Here is a 19,221-nt window from a genome sequence, read left to right on the forward strand (position 1 = left end):
GGCGTTCCTAGCGCAGGAACTTGCCTTCCTTCGTCACCCGCACCATCTCGATGAAGCGCGAGCCGGTGTTGCTGGCGCCGGTGAAGTCGATCTCCATGTTGCTCATGCGCAGCTTCATGGCCTTCAGCGTTGCGTGCAGCTTCGCGCGCGTGAGGTCGCGGCCTGTGCGGCGCAGCGCCTCGATCATCACCATCGCGTTCACGTAGCCCTCGTAGCTCAGGTAGCCGATGTCCACCTTGGCGCGCTCGGCGAGCTGGCGGTATTCCTTCGCGCCGGCGTCGACCTCGCTCCAGGGGTAGGGCACGATCTGCGAGATGGCGAGGCCGCTGGTCTTGTCGCCCACCAACTTCGCGGTGACGTCACCCGGCACGATCGACATGCCGTAGAACATCTGGCGCCCGCCCGCGGCCCAGGCGGCCTTCATCACCTCGCCGCCGATGCCGCCGCCCAGGTACATGATCACGGCCTGCGCCTTGCTGTCGGCCAGCGCCTTGCCGGACGCCTCGTTGGTCGTGCCGTCGCCCTTCACCGCCACCGCCGCCTCGGGCTTCAGCTTCAGCGCGGTCAGTGCCTCGCCGACGAGCTTGGCGACCTCCGCGCCGCCCGGGTTGTCGAGGTAGGCCACGGCGATGCGCGAGACGCCGATGGTCGTCAGGTGCTGCACCAGCGCCTGGGCCTCGCGGGCGAAGGTGGCGCGCACGAAGTAGCCGGCGCCGCCGACCTTCTCGCGGGCCGAGTCGGACACCGCGTAGCCGCCCACCGTTGGCGCGCCGCTCTGGTTCAGCACCTTGGCCCCCGCGGCGGTGGTGGCGGAGCCGACACAGCCGAAGAAGGCGAAGACACGATGTTCCGCCAGCAGCTTTTCGTAGTTGGCGACGGCCTTCTCGGGCTTCAGTTCGTCGTCGAGCGAGACCAGCCTGATCTTGCGGCCCGACAACCCGCCCTGCGCATTGACCGCATCGAAGGCCAGCCCCGCGCCGGCCATCACCACCTTGACCGGCACGCCCAGCGGTCCGCTCAGGATGCCGGTGTGGCCGAGGACGATTTCGCTGTCGGTGACGCCGTTCTCGGCGGCCAGGGCGGATGAAAGCGGGCCGAAGCCGGCCACTGCCGCAGCCGAGGCGGCGATGAAATTTCTGCGATGCATGGGGGCCTGATTACGATACAACTGATAACAATTGAATGCGAAAGCCCCGTCTTCCGCCGCCGGGGTTTACCCCGTGTTGCGCGGCGGCCCCGCCGGCTTCATGGGTTCTGCGGGCCCCTGGCGCAGCTGCCAGGCCGCGCAGATGGCCAGGGCGCAGAGCCCGGCCAGCATTGCGAAAACCTCGTCGAAGGCTGCCAGCCGCGCCGGGCTGCTCATCGGGTTGGCGAGCGAATCGCCATGCGCCGCGAGGCGCCACTCGAGCACGATGGCGCACAGGCTCACACCGGCCGCGCCGCCGAGCATGCGCACGAAGTTGATTGCGCTCGCGCCCTGCGGAATCAGCGGCTTGGCCAGCGGCCGCATCGAGCCCAGGTTGAGCGAGGGCAGGATGAAGCCCAGCCCGACGCGCCCGATGATCGCGAAGGCCACCAGCAGCCACAGCGCGCTGTCGAGCCGCAGCATCATCATCAGCGCGAACGAGGCGGCCAGCAGCGCGAGGCCGATGGTCACCAGCACCCAGGTCGGGTGCTTGTCGGCCAGCCGGCCCACGCCAGCGATCGTCAGCGCCAGCACGATGCCCGCCGGCAGCAGGATGGTGCCCACGTGCGAAGCCGACAGGTGCAGCCCCACCTGCATGTACACCGGCAGGAGGTAGGTGGAGCCGAACAGCGCCGTGCCGTAGATGAAGGCGACCACGCTGCCCATCGCGAACTGCCGGTACTGGAAGAGCGCCAGGTTCATCAGCGGCGTGCCGCCAGATGCCGCGAGCCGCTTCTGCCACCACACGAAGACGCCGAATGCCACCAGCGCGCCGGTCAGCAGCAGCGCCGCCTGCAGCGGTGAATCGCCGCGCAGCGCCACCAGTCCGTTGAGCAGGCACAGCGTGCCGACCGTGCCGAGCGCCAGTCCGCGCGCGTCGAGCCCGTCGCCGCGCGTCGCGGCCACGCCGCCGGGCGCGGTCTTGGGCACGAACTTGTAGGCCAGCCAGAGCGAGGCCAGGCAGAACGGCACCACCATGAAGAAGATCGAGCGCCAGCCGAACAGGTCGACCAGCACCCCGCCGATGCTCGGCCCGATGGCCGGCGCCAGCACCACACCCATGCCGAAGATGCCGCTTGCACGCCCCTGCTCGTGCGGCTCGAAGGCGCGCAGGATGATGATGGCCGGAATGGGCTGCACCACGCCGGCAGCCAGCCCTTCGGCCACGCGCGCGAACAGCACCAGCGAGAAGTCGTTGGCCAGGCCGCCCACGATGCCGCCGACCAGCAGCAGGAGCATCGTGCCCACGTAGGTGCGGCGGTAGCCGTAGCGCGAGAGCAGCCACGGCGTGGTGAGCATCGACACCGTCATCGCCACCATGAAGCCCGAGCTCACCCACTGCGCGCGCTCCTGGCCTAGCGAGAAGTGATGGCTCATGCCCGGAATGGCCACGTTGACGATGGTCGAGGACATGATCGACGCCATCGTCCCCACCATCACCGACAGCAGCAGGTACCAGCGGTAGCGTTCGCCGTAGCGCTGGCGCAGCGTGCCGATGGAGGGCGGGGCCGGCGTGCTCGCGGCTTCGGATGTCTGTGGGGAGGTCATGGGGCGGCGGAATGTCTCGGGGTCCGTCGTCCTACAAGCATATCGGCCTTTGAGTGAGCGGGAACGCACGGGGCGGCCGCACAATGCCTTCGCTGTCCCCTCCGCGTCAAGAAGATCAAGACAAGAACATGGACTCTTCGCCCGACGAACAACAACAAGCCAACGCACAGCCGGTCGCCAGTGAGCCGGAGGGCGCACCCACGCTCGCCGCCGAGCTGGCCGCGCCCACCGTCAGCCGCGCCTATCGCTGCCAGTGCGGCCGTCCCATCTTCCTGCGCAACAGCGAATGCCTGGCGTGCCACACGCCGCTGGGCTACGTGATCGAACGGCTGGGCGTCGTGCCGCTCGCGCCGGCGGCGGGAGAGGGCGCGCAGCCCGACACCTTCACCGTGTTCGGCGACCCGCACGGCAAGACCTATTCCCGCTGCGCGAACCTCATGACGCCGGCCGCGTGCAACTGGATGGTGCCTGCCGCGCGCGACGGCGAGCAGTTGCCGGCCGACACCCAGGGCCTCGCGCCCGGCTACTGCCTGGCCTGCAGCGTCACGCGCACCATTCCCGATCTATCGGTGGAGGGCAACGGCGAGCTGTGGCGCAAGCTCGAGACCGCCAAGCGCCGGCTCGTCTCGCAGCTGCTGGCGCTCGGCCTGCCGGTGGTGAGCCGCCATGTCGATCCGGTGCACGGCCTGACCTTCGACTTCCTGAGCAACGTGCCGGGCGGCCCGCACGTCATGACAGGCCACCAGCACGGCCTGATCACGCTCAACGCAGAGGAGGCCGAGGACGCCGTCCGCGAGCGCATCCGTGCCGAGATGCGCGAGCCCTACCGCACACTGCTGGGCCACTTCCGCCACGAGGTCGGCCATTACTACTGGGACCTGCTGGTGCAGCCCACCCAGTGGATCGACGATTTCCGCACGCTCTTCGGCGACGAGCGCGCCGACTACGCCGCCGCGCTGCAGACGCACTACGAGCAGGGCCCGCCGCCCGACTGGGCCGACCGCTTCGTGAGCAGCTATGCGAGCACGCACCCGTGGGAAGACTGGGCCGAGACCTGGGCCCACTACCTGCACATGGCCGACACGGCGGACACCGCGATGAGCTTCGGCGTCGACGCCACCAACGTCGAGCTCGCGAGCGACCTGTTCACCCTCGACGACCTCTGGCAGCCGGACGACCCCGATGCCGGCAAGTTCCTCGACTTCGTCAACGGCTGGGTGCTGCTCACCAACGTGCTCAACGAGCTGTCGCGCAGCATGGGGCAGCCCGACTACTACCCCTTCGTGATGCCGCGCGTGGCGGTGGGCAAGCTGCAGTTCATCCATCGCGTGATCACGCAGCAGCGGCCCGGCGACGCGCCGACGATGGTGGTGGCCGCCGACGTGGCCGAGCCCGCGCCCGGGCAGGCGCAGTCACAGGTGCAGCAGCAGCAGACGCCCGGTCAGTCCTGAGACGCCGCGCCCGTCGCGCATCGCATGCAGATGCACGCGAGTCCGCGCATGTCTTCCGGCAGGTTCGTGAGCGGCGCCTTGCTGAAGTCGACCTGCATGCACCAGCACGGCGGCTGCGCCTGCCCCGTTTCGCGCTCGATCTCCATCGCGCAGCGGTTCGGCTCGCCGCACAGTGGACAGCGCGTGGCGTCGATCAGGCCCGGAGGCGTCGCCAGGGTCGTCATCATGCGATCTCGAAGGCCGGCAGCTTCCTGGGCACGGCCACGTTGCGCAGCGTCACGTACACCGGCAGTCCGCCGCTGTAGGCGGGGTAGTCCTCGCCCTCGATCAACGGCAGCAGGTAGCGCCGGCATTTTTCGGTGATGCCGTAGCCGTCGTCGGAGATGAAGTCGCGCGGCATCGGCTTCTCGACGTTGGCGACCGATTCGAGCGGCGCGCTGCCGATGCGGTAGGCATACGGCACGTCGGACGTGCGCTCGATGGTCGGCATCACCGCGTTGCGGCCTTCGAGGGCCAGCTCGACCGCGCGCTGCCCGAGCTCGTAGGCCTGCCTCACGTCGGTGGCCGATGCGATGTGGCGCGCGGCGCGCTGCAGGTAGTCGGCCACGGCCCAGTGGAACTTGTGGCCCAGCGCTTCCTTGATCATCTGCGCCACCACCGGCGCTGCGCCGCCGAGCTGCGCATGGCCGAAGGCGTCGCGCGTGCCCTGCTCCGCGAGGAAAGTGCCGTCGGGGTGATGGCAGCCCTCGGACACCACCACCGAGCAGTAGCCGTGCTGCTTCACCAGCTCGTCGACACGCGCGAGGAAGCGCGCCTTGTCGAACTCGATCTCGGGGAACAGCACTACCACCGGAATGCCCTGGTCCGCCGCCAGGCCGCCCGCCGCGGCGATCCAGCCCGCGTGCCGGCCCATCACCTCGAGCACGAACACCTTGGTCGATGTCGCCGCCATCGAGCGCACGTCGAACGAGGCCTCAATGGTCGACACCGCCACGTACTTCGCGACCGAGCCGAAGCCGGGGCAGCAGTCGGTCAGCGGCAGGTCGTTGTCGATGGTCTTGGGCACGTGAATGGCTTGCAGCGCATAGCCCATCGACTGCGAGAGCTGGCTCACCTTGAAGCAGGTGTCGGCCGAGTCGCCGCCGCCGTTGTAGAAGAAATAGCCGATGCCGTGCGCCTTGAACACCTCGATCAGCCGCTCGTATTCGCGGCGGTTCTTCTCCAGCGACTTGAGCTTGTAGCGGCAGGAGCCGAAGGCGCCCGAGGGCGTGGTGCGCAGCGCCGCGATGGCCTCGGCCGATTCGGCGCCGGTGTCGATCAGGTCCTCGGTCAGCGCGCCGATGATGCCGTTGCGCCCGGCGTAGAGCTTGCCGATGCGGTCGGGGTGCCGGCGCGCCGTCTCGATCACGCCGCAGGCCGACGCGTTGATGACCGAGGTGACGCCGCCCGACTGGGCGTAGAAGGCGTTGGGGAGGGACATGCGCGGCATTGTCCTGCACCCCCCTGGCCGGCGCCAGTGGGCGCCGGTGTCGGATTGTCAGCGGCCCCCGAAGACCGGCGGGCGCTTCTGCAGGAAGGCGCTCACGCCTTCGCGGAAGCTCGGGCGGTCGATCAGCTCGCGCTGGCGCTCGCTCTCGTAGTGAAGCTGTTCCTTCAGCGTGTGGTGCTCGGAGGCCTCGAAGGCTTCACGCGCCTCGATCACCGCATGCGCCGGCAGGCGGGCAAGGCGCTGTGCGATGCCCTTGGCCTCTTCGAGCAACTGCTCATCGTCCACGCAGGCCCAGATCAGGCCCCACTGCACCGCGCGGCCAGCGCCCACGCGCTCGTCGAGCAGCGCCATGCCCATGGCGCGCGCCCGGCCGGCGCGGCGAGGAATGGCCCAGGTGCAGCCCAGGTCGGGCACGATGCCGAGCTTTGGCAAAAAGGGCAGGTAGAAATAGGCGCTGCGTGCCGCGATGGTTACGTCGGCCGCCAGTGCCAGGCCCACGCCCGCGCCGGCCGCGGGGCCGTTCACGGCGGCCACCACCGGAACCGGCAGCGTGCGCAGCGTCTCGATCAGCGGATTGCTCAGGCTCTGCATCCACTCGGCGGTCTGCGTGCCGAGCGACTTGCCTTCCTCGGGCGGCGTCATCGCGCTCAGGTCGGCGCCCACGCAGAAGGCCTTGCCGGCGCCCGTGAGGATCACCGCGCGCACCGAGCGGTCGTCGCGGATGCGCTCCAGCGCGTCGCGCAGTTCGACCTGCAGGTCGCGCGCGATGGGGTTGAGCTTGGCGGGCAGGTTCAGCGTCAGCGTCGCGATGCCGTCGGCCTGCTCGACAAGGATGAAGGGTTGATTCGGTGTGTCGGAACTCATGGCATCGATGGTTCGATGCACATGGGAGCCGGTCAAGCCGGGGACAACCCGTGGGGCAGAAGTCGCCATGGCGACCATGCGCGCGGGCTCGTCCGCAGCGGCATTGCAGCCGGCCGCGCATCCGACACGGTGATGCACGAAGACTCCAGCGCCGACACCAGCACGCGCCGGTGATCGGTGCTCTCGAAGCGCTCGCCGGGCTCCAGCACGATGTCGCGCGTGTCGCTGTCCAGCGTGACCCACACCGAGCCGCTGCGGCATTCGATGCCCACGCCCGCGCCATCGGGCACGGCGAAGACGGAACGCTTCGGCAGGCTCACGTGGAAGCGCGAGGTGCTGGAGGAAAACGTGATCGAGGGCGAGTCGGAGGAGGAAGAGGTGCTCATGGCAAGCTCCATTGCATTCGTCATGCGAATGAATATAGTGAGCCGATCCCTTCTTTGCACACGGTCATTCGGAACTCGTTGCATGCATCCAGAGAATGCGAAAGCCCCCGGAGCCATGAGCGGCGAGCTGCCGCCGCTCGAGCTCCTGCGCAGTTTCGAGGCGGCCGCGCGCCGGCTGAGCTTCACGCTCGCGGCCGGCGAACTGCACCTGACGCAGTCGGCCGTGAGCCGGCAGATCCAGCAGCTCGAGGCCAACCTGGGCGTGCTGCTGTTCGAGCGCCGCCATCGCGCGCTGGCGCTCACCGAGGCCGGCGGCGTGCTGCAGCGCGCCGTCACCGACAGCCTGGAGCGGCTGCGCGACGCGACGGCGCGCGTGCGCGCGAGTTCGGCACCGCGCCAGGTGGCGATCACCACCACGCCGGGTTTCGCGTCGCTGTGGCTCATTCCGAGGCTGGCGCGCTTCACCGGCAGCCATCCGCAGGTCGACGTGCGCGTGTCGGCCACGCTCGACGTGCTCGACCTGGAAAGCAGCCGCATCGACCTGGCGGTGCGCTTCGTGCCCATCGGCCGCGGCATCGGAGCGGCGCTGTTCGAGGAGTCGGTGATCCCGCTGTGCTCGCCGCAGCTGGCCGCGTCGCTGCGCGAGCTATCCGATTTCTCGAAGCTCACGCTGCTCACCGTGGAGTACCCGGACCACAGCGAGGCCCCGACCGTCGACTGGGAACCCTGGCTCAAGGTGATGGGGCTGGAAGACCTGCGCATGAAGAGCACGCTGCGCTTCACGCAGTACGCCGATGCCGTGTCCGCCGCGGTGGCGGGCCAGGGCGTGGTGATCGGCCGGCTGCCGCTGCTGGGCGAGCTGGTGCGCGATGGCAGGCTCGTGGCGCCGCTCGGCGAGGGCGTTGCATCGCATCGCGGCTACTTCATCGAGATGTCGAGGCGCGCCGCGGGCAACCGCGACGCGCAGGACTTCGCGCAGTGGCTGCGCGACGAAGCCGAGGCCGCGCAGCGAAGCTGACCGAGGATCAACCCGGCAGCAGCACCTTGTTGACGACGTGGATCACGCCGTTCGACTGGTAGACGTTGGCGATCGTCACCATCGCCGTGCCGCCCTTGGCGTCGGTCACCATCACGTTGCTGCCGCTCATGGTCGCGGTCAGCGTGCCGCCGCTCGCGGTCTTCAGCACGGCCTTGCCACCGCCCGCGTTGATGGCGCTCATGAGCGCCGCACCGTCGAGCTTGCCGGGCACGACGTGGTAGGTCAGCACCTTGGTCAGCGTGGGCTTGTTCTCGGGCTTGAGCAGCGTGTCGACCGTGCCGGCCGGCAGCGCCGCAAAAGCCGCGTTGGTGGGCGCGAACACGGTGAACGGGCCGGGGCTCTTCAGCGTGCCGACGAGGTCCGCTGCCTTCACCGCGGCGACCAGCGTGGTGTGGTCCTTCGAATTCACGGCGTTGTCGACGATGTCCTTCGTCGGGTACATCGGCGCGCCGCCGACCATCGGGTTCGACATGCCGCTGCTGCTGCCGCTCATGCCCATGCCGCCCGCGCAGGCGCCGAGGAGGACCGATACACCGACTGCGATCACGAGTTTTTTCATGGAAGGCTCCTGGAAAGATGGTTGGTTCTTGAAGTTCTCTGTGGAAACCGCCAACAGCTCGGAGGCGCGAAGCGCTTGAACCGGATACGGCGCGTTCGCGCAACTGGATTCACGGGATGTGCCGCGTAGGCTTTGCGCCACAGCAGCGCACGCGGCACTTGCGCATCGCATGCACGCTCGCCAGAATCCGCCCTTCGTTTTTCAGCTCAGCAACAGTTTCTTTTCACCGCGCCCGGCGACGACCAACCTCCCGGGCGGCAAACCAATTCAATGAACCGTTTCCTGAACACCTGACCCGCACACCGACCGCCCCGGCCGGATGTGCATCCATGCACCCGCCCGAGGCCCGTCGACAAAGGCCCCGCGCAGCCATTCGCCGGGGCTTTTTTGTTTTTCGGAGTGTGTGCACATGAGTGCTCAACGAAAGGCCCGAGACGACGACAAGCGTCTGGGCCGGTTCTATTTTTCGGTGCCGACTGCGGCACCTCGCAATCCGGTGGTGGCCGCGATGGCGCGCGGCGAATCGAACCAGAAGGCCGGGCGTCACCTGCGCACCCATCGCGCCGAGCGGCGCGCGCAGAAGGTGGCGCTGCAGAAGGCCGCGCGCAGCATCGGGAGGGCCGACGATGCGTGACGACATGGACAAGGTCATCGTCGAGCGGCCGCGCCGCGGCGGCCGTGTGCAGGGAGATGGGCGCAAGTGGCGCAACAGCAAGGAGCGCGGTTCGCACCTGGGCATGAAGCGCGGCTATGGCCGCACCAAGTGGCTCAACGAAAACCTCGCGCCGCTCAAGCGCTGGCTGCACAAGCAGGTGCACCGGCCGTGGGACAAGGTGTATGCCGAACTCTGCAGCGGCATCGACAAGCGCAGCACGGTGCAGGCGCACATCTTCGAGCACATCGACCAGTTCGTCGTGCGCGATGCGGTGATGCGCGATGGCGAAGTGCTGGTGCGTGCTGCCTGGTGGGGACGCGGTGGTCGCGTTCCGCTGGAGGAGGCTTCGAGCGTGGAGCTTTTCGTGCACCCGGTCACCGGCATCCTGCTGCCCAACCGGCGCATCGCCCAGGCGCGGCAGCGCGAGCGGGACGAGAGAAACGGGCAGCGCGGCAAGAAGCCGGAGGCCTCGTTCATCGTGATCGACGAGCTCACGCAATGGCACCGCGTGGACGGCTACTGGTATGAGATCACGCTGGGGCCAACGCCACCGATGAAGGCCCCGGGTGTCTGGGACAAGCGCTTCGATGTGTTGCGACGCTGCTTCGTCAAGACAACCTGCGCATGGGGCCGACCGGAGTTCGGCGTATCGAGCAACCAGGCCATGTACGGACGGCCGGATGTCTATGCGGCGACCAAGCGCCAGCTCAGTCGAAAGGCCGTTTGGGCGCGGCTTGGCGAAGATGCCTGACGCCGTGCGTCAGGTTGAGACGGGGTCGGATCGCGCATGATCGGGGCGTCCCCTCGCCGTCGATGAAAGAAAGCACCATGAGCCTCACCGCTTCCAACTGGTTTCTCTGGGCCGTCCTGTCGGCTGTCTTCGCCGCCTTGACGGCCATTCTCGCCAAGCTCGGCCTCGCCGGCGTGGACTCCGACATGGCCACGCTGGTTCGCACTGTGGTGATCTTCGCGGTTCTCCTGGTCTTCGTGCACGCCACCGGCAAGTGGACGAACCCGCTGGAGCTGTCGCCGCGCACCTGGCTGTTCCTCGTGCTCTCGGGGCTCGCCACGGGTGCGTCGTGGGTCTGCTACTTCCGTGCGCTGAAGATGGGCAATGCCTCGCAGGTGGCGCCGGTGGACAAGCTCAGCGTGGTGCTGGTCGTGCTCTTCGCGGTGATGTTCCTCGGCGAGAGGCCATCCGGGCGCGAGTGGGCCGGCGTCGCGATGATCGCGGGCGGCGTGCTGATGCTGGCAATCAAGCGCTAGGTCGCCTTGGCACGGGCGCCCGCGGCAGCAACATGAACGCGAGCGTGCCCGCGGCCAGCATGCCCGCCACCGTGAGGAACACCGCGCGGAACGGCTCCGTGCCTTGCGCCACCGCCCACGACGCGGCCACGCCGGTCGTCCACTGCATAAGCGAGACACCCAGGAACATGGCCATGTTCATCAGCGCCATCGCGCGGCCCGTCATGGCGGCCGGGTAGGCGTTCTTGGTGTACGCGTACTGCAGCACGCTGTAGCCGGACAGCAGCCCGTAGATGATCGGCAGGCCGATGTCCACCACGCGCGAATGCGTGAGCGCCATCGCGCCGAACATCAGCGCACCGGCGAACGCGCAACCCATCATCCAGCGCGTGCGCCGCACGCCGCCCGGGTCCATGCGGCCGAACAGCGTGGGGCTGATCATGCCGGTGACGGTCATCACCAGCGCGACGTTGCCGCTCGCCACCAGCGAGAGGCCGTGGCGGTCGTGCAGCACCGGGCCGAGCCACAGGCCGCGCAGCGTGATGAAGGCCGCATACGAAACGCAGGCGAAGCACAGCAGCCCCAGCGTGTGGGGCATGGCGAATAGCGGCAGCAGTTCGCGCACGGCCTTGCGCAGCGACTGGCGTTCGGTCTGCCCGGGAAGATCCGCTGCACGCGCAGGCTCATGCACTCGCCATGAGATGACCAGCCACGAAAGCACGGCGAACCCCGCCAGTACCGTATAGCCCACGCGCCACGACGAAGCCTCGATCAGCAAGGCCAGCGGCGTCCCCGTGAACAGGATGCCCAGGCCGGCCAGGCTCATCACCAGCCCCGACATCGCGGTGAAGCGCGATGCGTCGAAGTGCCGCGCGATGAACACCGTGCAGGCAAGGAAGGCCGGCGCGCAGCCCACGCCGATCAGCGCCTGTCCCAGCAGCAGTGCGTGGAAGTTCGGCGCCATCGCGCACAGCACAGCGCCCGCGATGGCCAGCGGAAAGGCCGTCAGCACCGTGCGGCGCACGCCGAACATGTCGATCGACACGCCCATCGCGAGCTGCATGATCCCGAACATGAAGTGGAAGGTGCCCGCCCAGGTGCCCAGCTGCTGCGGCGTGAGGCCGAAGTGGCTGGTGAGCGGCGTGGCCATCATCGCGCCGACGGTGCGGAAGGCTTGACTCAGTGCGAAGGCGGTGGCCAGTGCGACGAGCATGGCGGCCGCGGAAGAGGACCAGCGCGGCGGAGGCGGCGATGCCGCGTTCGTGTTCATCAGGAGGGGAGGGGGTCGGAGAAAAGAAGCGGCACGAATGCTACCGGCTTGCCGCACCTCATGCAGAACGGCGCCCTCGGGCGCCGTTCGTTCGATCATCCGTTCAGGCCCGGCAATGCGCCGGGCCGCGGCACAGGCTGCCTATCAGGCCTCGCCCTTCACCTTCAGGCGCCATGCGTGCAGCAGCGGCTCGGTGTAGCCGCTGGGCTGCTCGATGCCCTTGAACACCAGGTCCTGCGCAGCCTTGTAGGCGGCCGAGGTGTTGAAGTTGCCGGCCATCGGCTGGTACAGCGGGTCGCCCGCGTTCTGCTCGTCGACCACCTTGGCCATGCGCTGGAAGGTCTCGTCGACCTGCGCCTTGGTCACGACGCCGTGCAGCAGCCAGTTGGCGATGTGCTGGCTGGAGATGCGCAGCGTGGCGCGGTCTTCCATCAGGCCGACGTTGTGGATGTCGGGCACCTTCGAGCAGCCCACGCCCTGGTCGATCCAGCGCACCACGTAGCCGAGGATGCCCTGCACGTTGTTGTCGATTTCCTGCTGGCGCTCTTCGGCAGACCACTTGGCTTCGGCCGCGATCGGCACCTGCAGCAGCGCGTTGAGGATGTTGTCGCGCTCGGCGTCGGCGTCGATCTTCTCCAGCTCCTGCTGCACCGCGGTCACGCTGACCTGGTGGTAGTGCAGCGCGTGAAGCGTGGCGGCCGTGGGCGAGGGCACCCAGGCGGTGTTGGCGCCGGCCTTGGGGTGGCCGATCTTCTGCTCGAGCATCGCGGCCATCAGGTCGGGCATGGCCCACATGCCCTTGCCGATCTGGGCCTTGCCGCGCAGGCCGCTCGACAGGCCGACCAGCACGTTGTTCTTCTCGTAGGCGCCGATCCACGCGCTGGACTTCATGTCGCCCTTGCGGATCATCGGGCCGCCCTGCATGGCGGTGTGCATCTCGTCGCCGGTGCGGTCGAGGAAGCCGGTGTTGATGAAGGCCACGCGCGCGGCGGCCTCGGCGATGCAGGCCTTCAGGTTCACGCTGGTGCGGCGCTCCTCGTCCATGATGCCCAGCTTCACGGTGTTGGCGGGCAGGCCGAGCAGCTGCTCGACGCGGCCGAACAGCTCGCTGGCGAAGGCCACTTCGGCCGGGCCGTGCATCTTCGGCTTGACGATGTAGATGCTGCCGGTGCGCGAGTTGCCTTTGCGCTTCAGGTCGATGGTGGCGATGGTGGTGGTCACCACGGCGTCGAGGATGCCCTCGGGAATCTCCTTGCCGCCGGCATACAGGATGGCCGGGTTGGTCATCAGGTGGCCCACGTTGCGCAGGAACATGAGCGAGCGGCCGTGCAGCTTCACGGGCTTGCCGTCTGCGCCGGTGTATTCACGGTCGGCGTTCAGGCCGCGCGTGAAGGTCTTGCCGCCCTTGGCGACTTCTTCCGTCAGCGTGCCTTCGACGATGCCGAGCCAGTTCGAGTACGCGACCACCTTGTCGGCTGCGTCGACAACGGCCACCGAGTCCTCGAGGTCGAGAATCGTCGAGAGCGCGGCTTCGAGCACCAGGTCGCTTATGCCGGCCGCGTCGCTCTTGCCGATGGGCGTGCTGCGGTCGATGCGGATGTCGAGGTGGATGCCGTTGTGCTTCAGCAGCACCGACGACGGCGCGGCGGCATCGCCCTGGTAGCCGATGAACTGCGAGGCGTCGGCCAGGCCGGTGCTGCCGCTTTGCAGCGCGACGACCAGCTGGCCGTCCTTCACGCTGTAGCCGGTGGTGTTCTTGTGCGAGCCGTTGGCCAGCGGCACGGCCTGGTCGAGCACGTTGCGCGCGAACTCGATGACCTTGGCGCCGCGCACGGGGTTGTAGCCTTTGCCCTTCTCGGCGCCGCCGGTCTCGGGAATCGCGTCGGTGCCGTAGAGCGCGTCGTACAGCGAGCCCCAGCGTGCGTTGGCGGCGTTCAGCGCGTAGCGCGCGTTCAGGATCGGCACCACCAGTTGCGGGCCGGCCTGCAGCGCGAGTTCGGAGTCGACGTTCGCGGTCGTGGCCTTGGTGCCCTTGGGCTGGGGCAGCAGGTAGCCGATCTTCTCGAGGAAGGCGCGGTACGCCGGCATGTCGGCGATGGGGCCGGGGTTCTTCTTGTGCCAGGCGTCGAGCTCGCTCTGCAGGCGGTCGCGTTCGGCGAGCAGGGCGATGTTCTTCGGCGCGAGGTCGCTGACGATGGCGTCGAAGCCCTTCCAGAAGACGTCGCTGGCCACGCCGCTGGCGGGGAGGACCTTGTCCTCGATGAAGCGGTGCAGCTCGGTCGCGACCTGGAGTCCGTGGGCGGTGGTGCGGGCGGTCATGGGGGTTCTCCTTGAGACAAATGCAATCCTGGGACGAACTTTATTCGATACTTTGCTGGAGAGTAAGAGCCGGAAGCGGGATTTATCCGTGACAAAAATGGAGGTAATCGGTGTCGGGCGCCCCGCGGCGCAAAGGGTAGGCACTGATAAGAGCGTCGCAAGTGCCGGATATATTTAACTTCTTAAATAAAAAACGAATTCCAATTCCATGATCCTCCTGGCCTCCAACGAAAACCCCCTCGGCATGCCCGAATCGGCCCGCCGCGCGGCCGCCGAAGCGCTCGCGGGCGCCGGCAACTACCCTGACAGCAACGGCACGGCGTTGAAGAACGCGCTGGCCGCCCGGCTCGACGTGCCGGCCGACTGGCTCACGCTGGGCAGCGGATCAAGCGAGATCCTCGAGCTAGCGGCGCAGGTGAGCCTGAAGCCGGGCGAGGGCGTCGTCTATTCGCAGTACGGCTTCATCGTCTACGCGGCCGCCACGGCGCATGCCCATGCGCACGCAACTGTCGTGCCGTCGCGCGACTTCGGCCACGACCTCGACGCGATGCGCGCAGCCATCGGCGACGACACGAAGCTGGTGTTCGTCGCCAACCCGAACAACCCGACCGGCACCTTCATCGATGCGGCGCCGCTCCTGGCCTTCCTGCAGTCGGTGCCCGCGCACGTGACGGTGCTGCTGGACGAGGCCTACACCGAATACCTGTCGCCCGCGCAGCGCTACAACAGCATCGAGTGGGTGCGGCGGCTGCCCAACCTGATCGTGGCGCGCACTTTCTCCAAGGCCTTCGGCCTGGCCGGGCTGCGCATCGGCTACGGCGTGTCGCAGCCGGCGCTCACGTCACGCATGAACGCGCACCGCCCGCGCTTCAACGTGACGACGCCGGCGCAGGCCGCGGCGGTGGCGGCGCTGGCCGATGCGGAGTTTCTGGCGCGCACCTACGAACTCAACACGGCAGGGCGCGACCAGCTCGCCACGGGCTTCAGGGAACTCGGCCTCGAGTACGTTCCTTCGTCCGGCAATTTCCTGATGGTGCGCGTCGGCGACGCGCAGGCCGTGCATGCGCGCCTGCTGGCGGCCGGCATCGAGGTCTCGCTGCTCGGCCCCTACGGCCTGCCGGAGTGGCTGCGCGTCAGCATCGGCCTGCCCGGGCAGAACGGCGCGGTGCTGGCGGCCCTGCGCTGAGCCGAGCCGAGTAAAGCCGGGGGAGCCCGGCGGGTCCGACATTTCCACAACGCCCCGAGGAGACAAGACCATGAAACGCCGTCAGTTCGCAGCGCAATCCGCTGCCGTTCTCGCCGTCGCGGCCGCCGCGCCGCTGGTGTTCGCGCAGGACCGCACGGTGCGCATCCTGGTCGGCTTTCCGCCGGGCGGGTCGGTGGACGTGGTGGCGCGGGTGCTGGCCGAGAAGATGCGCGTGTCGCTCGGGCAGAACGTCATCATCGACAACAAGCCCGGCGCTGCCGGCCGGCTCGCGCTGGGCGAGCTGAAGCGCGCGGCGCCCGACGGCAACACGCTGGCCTTTTCGCCCAGCGGCGCGATGGTGATCCACCCGTGGCTCTATCCGAACCTCGGCTACGACCCGGCCAAGGACTTCACGCCGATCGCCCTCGGCAGCACCTTCGACTTCGCGGTGACGGCCGGGCCCGGCGCGCCCGCCGGCGACCTGAAGACGGTGCTCGCATGGATGAAGGCCAACCCCGCCAAGGCCAACTACGCCACCTCGGGCGCGGGCACCGTGCCGCACTTCGCCGGGCAGCTGATCGCACAGGCGATCGGCGTGCCGATGACGCACGTGGCCTATCGCGGCGGTGCGCCGGCCGCGCAGGACCTGATCGGCGGCCAGGTGCCGCTGATGGTCGATACCGCTTCGGAAACCATCGAGCACCACCGCGCCGGCAAGGTCCGCATCCTCGCGGTGACGGGCGAGCAGCGCAGCCGCGCGCTGCCCGAGGTGCCTACGCTGAAGGAGGCGGGCATCAACGTGGCGGCCGATGCCTTCTTCGGGCTGTATGGCCCGCCGGGCATGTCGCCCGAACTGGTCGCGCGGATCGACAAGGCCGTGGCCGATGCGCTGCGCATGCCCGACGTGCAGGAAAAGATCTATTCGCTGGGGCTCGTGCCTGCGCACGCGGGGCCGGTCGAACTGGCGGCCATCCAGGCGGCGCATCTGAAGCGCTGGGAAATGCCGATCAAGAACTCCGGCTTCAAGGCTGAGTCCTGATCGCTCAGACCTGCCCGCTGAGTTCCTTCGCCGCCGCGCGCACCGGCTCGATGTAGCGCTCGTCGTAGCGGTGCGTGGGCATCGTCAGCGTGACGGCCGCCGCCAGGCTGCCGTCGGCACGGAACACTGGCGCCGAGATTCCGGCCAGCTCGGCCGTGCGGTCGCCCACCAGCGCGCAAAACCCCTGCGCGCGGATGCCGTCGTACAGCTTGCGTTCCTTCGCGCCGCGCGGCAGCTCGGCCTCCGGGCCGAAGGCGATCAGCACGCGCGCGCCCGCGCCGCGATCGTTGGGCAGCAGGTCGCCGGCGCGCACGTGGTCGCGCACCACATGCGACGAATCGACCCGGAACTGGCACAGGCGCACCCAGCTGTCGCCCTGCTCCTGGCGCACGTGGTACGCCGCGCTCTCGCCGGTGGCCGCGACCAGCGCGCGCAGCACCGGCAGCACGATGTGGTCGAGCGACAGCGATGCCGCGTACAGCCCGTGCAGCCGCGCGATTTCCATGCCCAGCGCATAGCGGCCGTCGTCGCGGCGGCGGATCAGCCGCGCATGTTCGAGCGAGGCCAGAAGCCGCAGCACGGTGCTCTTGTAGAGCTGCGTGCGCTCGGCGAACTGCGCGAGCGACAGCGCCTCGTCGCCCGGCTGGAAGGCCGAGAGCAGGCTCAGCGCGCGGTCGACCGCGGCCGCGCCGCCGGGGGCGGCATTGAGGTCGGAGACGGATTCGGTCTGGGCTTTGCGGGGCATGGGCGGGAATGGCTCGGCTTGACAGTCGTGGTGGATCGACGGTCTAATTCTGTTTAACGGAATATAGTTCTGCAAGACAGAACAGTCAAGCGATCCCGGAACAGGAGACTGAATCCCATGACAACCCCCGACGTCCTCATCAGCGAGGTCGGTCCGCGCGACGGCCTGCAGTCGGTCAAGGCCACCATGCCCACGGCCGACAAGCTGCGCTGGATCGACGCGCTCTACGCCGCCGGCGTGCGCGAGATCGAGGTCGCCTCCTTCGTGCCCGCGAAGCTGCTGCCGCAGATGGCCGATGCCGCCGAGGTGGTGCGCCACGCCGTCACGCTGCCCGGCCTCGTGGTGATGGCGCTGGTGCCCAACCGCAAGGGCGCGCAGGCCGCGCTCGAAGCCGGCGTGCACAAGCTCACGATGCCGGTGTCGGCCAGCGTGGCGCATTCGCTGGCCAACGTGCGCAAGACGCCGACCGAGATGGTCGAGGAGGTGCGCGCCATCTCCGAGCTGCGCCGCGCCATCGCGCCGCAGGTGAAGCTCGAGGCCGGCATCTCCACCGCCTTCGGCTGCACGCTGCAGGGGCAGGTGCCCGAGGACGACGTGATCCGCCTGGCCGCGCAATGCGTCGAGGCCGGGGCCGACGAATCGGGCCTGTCCGACACCGTGGGCTATGCCAACCCCGCGCAGGTGCGCCGTCTCTTCAAGCGGCTGCGTGCCGAGATCGGCAGCCACGCCGGCGCGGCCCACATGCACAACACGCGCGGCCTCGGCATCGCCAACTGCCTCGCGGCGTGGGACGAGGGCGTGCGCACCTTCGACGCATCGCTCGGCGGACTCGGCGGCTGCCCTTATGCGCCGGGTGCCTCGGGCAATGCCGTCACCGAAGACCTGGTCTTCATGTTCGAGGCCATGGGCGTGTGCACTGGCATCGACATCCGGAAACTCATCGCGGCGCGCGCGCCGCTCATGGCCGGCCTGCCCGGCGAACCGGTCTACGGCATGACGCCCGAGGCCGGCCTGCCAAAAGGCTTTGTCCAGGAACACACCGCACATGTCTGAAGCCAATCCGTTGCCGTACGCCGGCGTCCGCGTCGTCGAGTTCACGCACATGGTCATGGGCCCGACCTGCGGCCTGCTGCTGGCCGACCTGGGAGCCGAGGTCATCAAGGTCGAGCCCATCGAGGGCGACAACACGCGCCGCCTGCTGGGTTCGGGCTCGGGCTTCTTCCCGACCTTCAACCGCAACAAGAAGAGCATCGCGCTCGATCTGAAGAAACCCGAGGGCGTGGAGGCTGCATTGCGCCTCATCGCCACCGCCGACATCGTGAGCGAGAACTTCAAGCCCGGCACCATGAAGAAGCTGGGGCTCGACTACGACGCGCTGAGCAAGCTCAACCCGCGCCTCATCTACGTGAGCCACAAGGGATTTTTGCCCGGCCCCTACGACCACCGCACGGCGCTCGACGAAGTGGTGCAGATGATGGGCGGCCTCGCCTACATGACCGGCCGCTCGGGCGACCCGCTGCGCGCGGGCACCAGCGTGAACGACATCATGGGCGGCATGTTCGGCGCCATCGGCGCGATGGCCGCGCTGCGCCAGCGCGACATCACCGGCAAGGGCTGCGAAGTGCAGTCGGCACTGTTCGAGAACAACGTGTTCCTGGTCGCGCAGCACATGATGCAGTTCGCCGCCACGGGCAAGGCCGCCGACCCGATGCCCAGCCGCATCTCGGCCTGGGCCGTGTACGACGTGTTCACCGTGAAGGACGGCGAGCAGATCTTCCTGGCGGCGGTGAGCGACAAGCAGTGGGCCATCTTCTGCAAGGCCTTCGGCCTCGAAGAGATGCTGGCCGACCCGCGCCTGAAGACCAACAACGACCGCGTGCTGGCGCGCGAATGGATGATGCCGATCCTGCGCTCGCACCTCGCGAACCACAGCGCGGCCGATCTCGCCGCGGTGTTCGAGAAGAACGAGCTGCCCTTCGCGCCCATCACCAGGCCGCAGGAGCTGTTCGACGACCCGCACCTCAACGCCACCGGCGGCCTCGCGCCGGTGCGCATGAACGACGGCAGCACGGCCAAGGTGCCGTTGATGCCGTTCACGCTCGACGGCGAACGGCCCGGCATCCGCCTGCAGCCGCCGCACGTCGGCGAACACAGCCGCGAGCTGCTGAAAGAAGTGGGCTACAGCGACGAAGAAATCGCCGCGCTCGAAACGCGCAACATCACCCTCGGAGACTGACCTC

19 protein-coding genes are annotated in these 19,221 nt (G+C 68.5%); 9 read left to right on the forward strand and 10 right to left on the reverse strand.

What is annotated here, in order from left to right; genetic code table 11:
• Positions 1-7 precede the first annotated feature (7 nt).
• Positions 8-1,147 (reverse strand): ABC transporter substrate-binding protein, encoded by a 1,140-nt coding sequence (locus tag EJO71_RS12345; RefSeq protein ID WP_125948998.1) that lies wholly within the window; start codon positions 1,145-1,147, stop codon positions 8-10.
• 66 nt (positions 1,148-1,213) lie between these two features.
• Entirely contained in the window at positions 1,214-2,734 is a 1,521-nt protein-coding gene (locus EJO71_RS12350) for a DHA2 family efflux MFS transporter permease subunit (protein WP_125948999.1), read from the reverse strand.
• A 128-nt stretch (positions 2,735-2,862) separates the two neighbouring features.
• Here EJO71_RS12350 and EJO71_RS12355 point away from each other — a divergent pair, with 128 nt between their 5' ends.
• On the forward strand, positions 2,863-4,185 hold the full coding sequence (locus EJO71_RS12355) for a putative zinc-binding metallopeptidase (RefSeq protein ID WP_125949000.1): 1,323 nt from the start codon (positions 2,863-2,865) through the stop codon (positions 4,183-4,185).
• Here the strand turns inward: EJO71_RS12355 and EJO71_RS12360 are convergent.
• Genes EJO71_RS12360 through EJO71_RS12375 form a run of 4 tightly spaced genes read right to left on the reverse strand, consistent with a single transcriptional unit; the run spans position 4,176 to position 6,924 of the window.
• A complete protein-coding gene (locus tag EJO71_RS12360) occupies positions 4,176-4,412 on the reverse strand; it encodes a cysteine-rich CWC family protein (RefSeq protein WP_125949001.1) in 237 nt (78 codons plus the stop codon). The genes EJO71_RS12355 and EJO71_RS12360 overlap by 10 nt on opposite strands.
• On the reverse strand, positions 4,409-5,665 hold the full coding sequence (locus EJO71_RS12365; RefSeq protein WP_125949002.1) for a 6-phosphofructokinase: 1,257 nt from the start codon (positions 5,663-5,665) through the stop codon (positions 4,409-4,411). The genes EJO71_RS12360 and EJO71_RS12365 overlap by 4 nt, the downstream gene beginning before the upstream one ends.
• Before the next feature lie 57 nt (positions 5,666-5,722).
• Positions 5,723-6,538: an enoyl-CoA hydratase-related protein gene (locus tag EJO71_RS12370; RefSeq protein ID WP_125949003.1), complete on the reverse strand. Its 816-nt coding sequence runs from the start codon at positions 6,536-6,538 to the stop codon at positions 5,723-5,725.
• A 32-nt stretch (positions 6,539-6,570) separates the two neighbouring features.
• Positions 6,571-6,924, reverse strand: coding sequence for a DUF2917 domain-containing protein (locus EJO71_RS12375; protein WP_125949004.1), 354 nt, complete (start codon positions 6,922-6,924; stop codon positions 6,571-6,573).
• An 82-nt stretch (positions 6,925-7,006) separates the two neighbouring features.
• On the opposite strand from EJO71_RS12375, the gene EJO71_RS12380 reads away from it, so the two are divergent.
• On the forward strand, positions 7,007-7,942 hold the full coding sequence (locus EJO71_RS12380; protein ID WP_125949005.1) for a LysR substrate-binding domain-containing protein: 936 nt from the start codon (positions 7,007-7,009) through the stop codon (positions 7,940-7,942).
• Between the two features lie 7 nt (positions 7,943-7,949).
• Here the strand turns inward: EJO71_RS12380 and EJO71_RS12385 are convergent, their stop codons facing one another.
• On the reverse strand, positions 7,950-8,462 hold the full coding sequence (locus tag EJO71_RS12385; protein WP_240651386.1) for a fasciclin domain-containing protein: 513 nt from the start codon (positions 8,460-8,462) through the stop codon (positions 7,950-7,952).
• A gap of 469 nt (positions 8,463-8,931) precedes the next feature.
• On the opposite strand from EJO71_RS12385, the gene EJO71_RS12390 reads away from it, so the two are divergent.
• The 3 genes from EJO71_RS12390 (at position 8,932) to EJO71_RS12400 (ending at position 10,443) form a co-directional block, all read left to right on the forward strand.
• A complete protein-coding gene (locus tag EJO71_RS12390) occupies positions 8,932-9,156 on the forward strand; it encodes a hypothetical protein (protein WP_125949007.1) in 225 nt (74 codons plus the stop codon).
• Positions 9,149-9,928, forward strand: a complete 780-nt coding sequence (locus tag EJO71_RS12395) for a hypothetical protein (RefSeq protein ID WP_125949008.1) — start codon at positions 9,149-9,151, stop codon at positions 9,926-9,928. The genes EJO71_RS12390 and EJO71_RS12395 overlap by 8 nt, the downstream gene beginning before the upstream one ends.
• A 77-nt stretch (positions 9,929-10,005) precedes the next feature.
• Positions 10,006-10,443, forward strand: coding sequence for an EamA family transporter (locus EJO71_RS12400; RefSeq protein ID WP_125949009.1), 438 nt, complete (start codon positions 10,006-10,008; stop codon positions 10,441-10,443).
• Here EJO71_RS12400 and EJO71_RS12405 read toward each other — a convergent pair.
• Together EJO71_RS12405 and EJO71_RS12410 are read right to left on the reverse strand one after the other, a co-directional pair.
• The gene (locus tag EJO71_RS12405; RefSeq protein WP_125949010.1) at positions 10,433-11,692 is read right to left on the reverse strand and encodes an MFS transporter; all 1,260 of its coding nucleotides are present in this window, start codon (positions 11,690-11,692) and stop codon (positions 10,433-10,435) included. The two genes, EJO71_RS12400 and EJO71_RS12405, sit on opposite strands and share 11 nt — an antisense overlap.
• Positions 11,693-11,836: 144 nt before the next feature.
• Entirely contained in the window at positions 11,837-14,011 is a 2,175-nt protein-coding gene (locus tag EJO71_RS12410) for a malate synthase G (protein ID WP_125949011.1), read from the reverse strand.
• Between the two features lie 208 nt (positions 14,012-14,219).
• Here EJO71_RS12410 and hisC point away from each other — a divergent pair, with 208 nt between their 5' ends.
• Both hisC and EJO71_RS12420 read left to right on the forward strand, forming a co-directional pair.
• Positions 14,220-15,197 carry a histidinol-phosphate transaminase gene (gene hisC / locus EJO71_RS12415; RefSeq protein ID WP_125949012.1) on the forward strand — a complete coding sequence of 326 codons (978 nt, stop codon included), beginning with the start codon at positions 14,220-14,222 and terminating at the stop codon, positions 15,195-15,197.
• Positions 15,198-15,267: 70 nt separating this feature from the next.
• Complete coding sequence (locus tag EJO71_RS12420; RefSeq protein WP_125949013.1) at positions 15,268-16,236, forward strand: Bug family tripartite tricarboxylate transporter substrate binding protein; 969 nt, start codon at positions 15,268-15,270, stop codon at positions 16,234-16,236.
• A gap of 4 nt (positions 16,237-16,240) precedes the next feature.
• Here the strand turns inward: EJO71_RS12420 and EJO71_RS12425 are convergent, their stop codons facing one another.
• A complete protein-coding gene (locus EJO71_RS12425) occupies positions 16,241-16,981 on the reverse strand; it encodes an IclR family transcriptional regulator (protein WP_125949014.1) in 741 nt (246 codons plus the stop codon).
• Between the two features lie 117 nt (positions 16,982-17,098).
• Here EJO71_RS12425 and EJO71_RS12430 point away from each other — a divergent pair, with 117 nt between their 5' ends.
• Entirely contained in the window at positions 17,099-18,034 is a 936-nt protein-coding gene (locus tag EJO71_RS12430; RefSeq protein WP_125949015.1) for a hydroxymethylglutaryl-CoA lyase, read from the forward strand.
• Positions 18,027-19,217, forward strand: coding sequence for a CaiB/BaiF CoA-transferase family protein (locus EJO71_RS12435; RefSeq protein WP_125949016.1), 1,191 nt, complete (start codon positions 18,027-18,029; stop codon positions 19,215-19,217). The genes EJO71_RS12430 and EJO71_RS12435 overlap by 8 nt, the downstream gene beginning before the upstream one ends.
• The last annotated feature ends 4 nt before the right edge of the window (positions 19,218-19,221 follow it).

The sequence above is a fragment of the Variovorax sp. 679 genome (assembly GCF_003952185.1).
Classification (GTDB): domain Bacteria; phylum Pseudomonadota; class Gammaproteobacteria; order Burkholderiales; family Burkholderiaceae_C; genus Variovorax.

Bases quoted from the DNA above. Each gene is read 5' to 3' on its own strand.
- EJO71_RS12375 (WP_125949004.1), bottom strand. From the start codon at position 6,924: ATGAGCACCTCTTCCTCCTCCGACTCGCCCTCGATCACGTTTTCCTCC.
- EJO71_RS12405 (WP_125949010.1), bottom strand. From the start codon at position 11,692: ATGAACACGAACGCGGCATCGCCGCCTCCGCCGCGCTGGTCCTCTTCC.
- EJO71_RS12395 (WP_125949008.1), top strand. From the start codon at position 9,149: ATGCGTGACGACATGGACAAGGTCATCGTCGAGCGGCCGCGCCGCGGC.
- EJO71_RS12345 (WP_125948998.1), bottom strand. From the start codon at position 1,147: ATGCATCGCAGAAATTTCATCGCCGCCTCGGCTGCGGCAGTGGCCGGC.
- EJO71_RS12365 (WP_125949002.1), bottom strand. From the start codon at position 5,665: ATGTCCCTCCCCAACGCCTTCTACGCCCAGTCGGGCGGCGTCACCTCG.
- EJO71_RS12430 (WP_125949015.1), top strand. From the start codon at position 17,099: ATGACAACCCCCGACGTCCTCATCAGCGAGGTCGGTCCGCGCGACGGC.
- EJO71_RS12370 (WP_125949003.1), bottom strand. From the start codon at position 6,538: ATGAGTTCCGACACACCGAATCAACCCTTCATCCTTGTCGAGCAGGCC.
- EJO71_RS12360 (WP_125949001.1), bottom strand. From the start codon at position 4,412: ATGATGACGACCCTGGCGACGCCTCCGGGCCTGATCGACGCCACGCGC.
- EJO71_RS12425 (WP_125949014.1), bottom strand. From the start codon at position 16,981: ATGCCCCGCAAAGCCCAGACCGAATCCGTCTCCGACCTCAATGCCGCC.
- EJO71_RS12420 (WP_125949013.1), top strand. From the start codon at position 15,268: ATGAAACGCCGTCAGTTCGCAGCGCAATCCGCTGCCGTTCTCGCCGTC.
- EJO71_RS12380 (WP_125949005.1), top strand. From the start codon at position 7,007: ATGCATCCAGAGAATGCGAAAGCCCCCGGAGCCATGAGCGGCGAGCTG.
- EJO71_RS12410 (WP_125949011.1), bottom strand. From the start codon at position 14,011: ATGACCGCCCGCACCACCGCCCACGGACTCCAGGTCGCGACCGAGCTG.
- EJO71_RS12350 (WP_125948999.1), bottom strand. From the start codon at position 2,734: ATGACCTCCCCACAGACATCCGAAGCCGCGAGCACGCCGGCCCCGCCC.
- EJO71_RS12400 (WP_125949009.1), top strand. From the start codon at position 10,006: ATGAGCCTCACCGCTTCCAACTGGTTTCTCTGGGCCGTCCTGTCGGCT.
- EJO71_RS12385 (WP_240651386.1), bottom strand. From the start codon at position 8,462: ATGGGCATGAGCGGCAGCAGCAGCGGCATGTCGAACCCGATGGTCGGC.
- hisC (WP_125949012.1), top strand. From the start codon at position 14,220: ATGATCCTCCTGGCCTCCAACGAAAACCCCCTCGGCATGCCCGAATCG.
- EJO71_RS12435 (WP_125949016.1), top strand. From the start codon at position 18,027: ATGTCTGAAGCCAATCCGTTGCCGTACGCCGGCGTCCGCGTCGTCGAG.
- EJO71_RS12390 (WP_125949007.1), top strand. From the start codon at position 8,932: ATGAGTGCTCAACGAAAGGCCCGAGACGACGACAAGCGTCTGGGCCGG.
- EJO71_RS12355 (WP_125949000.1), top strand. From the start codon at position 2,863: ATGGACTCTTCGCCCGACGAACAACAACAAGCCAACGCACAGCCGGTC.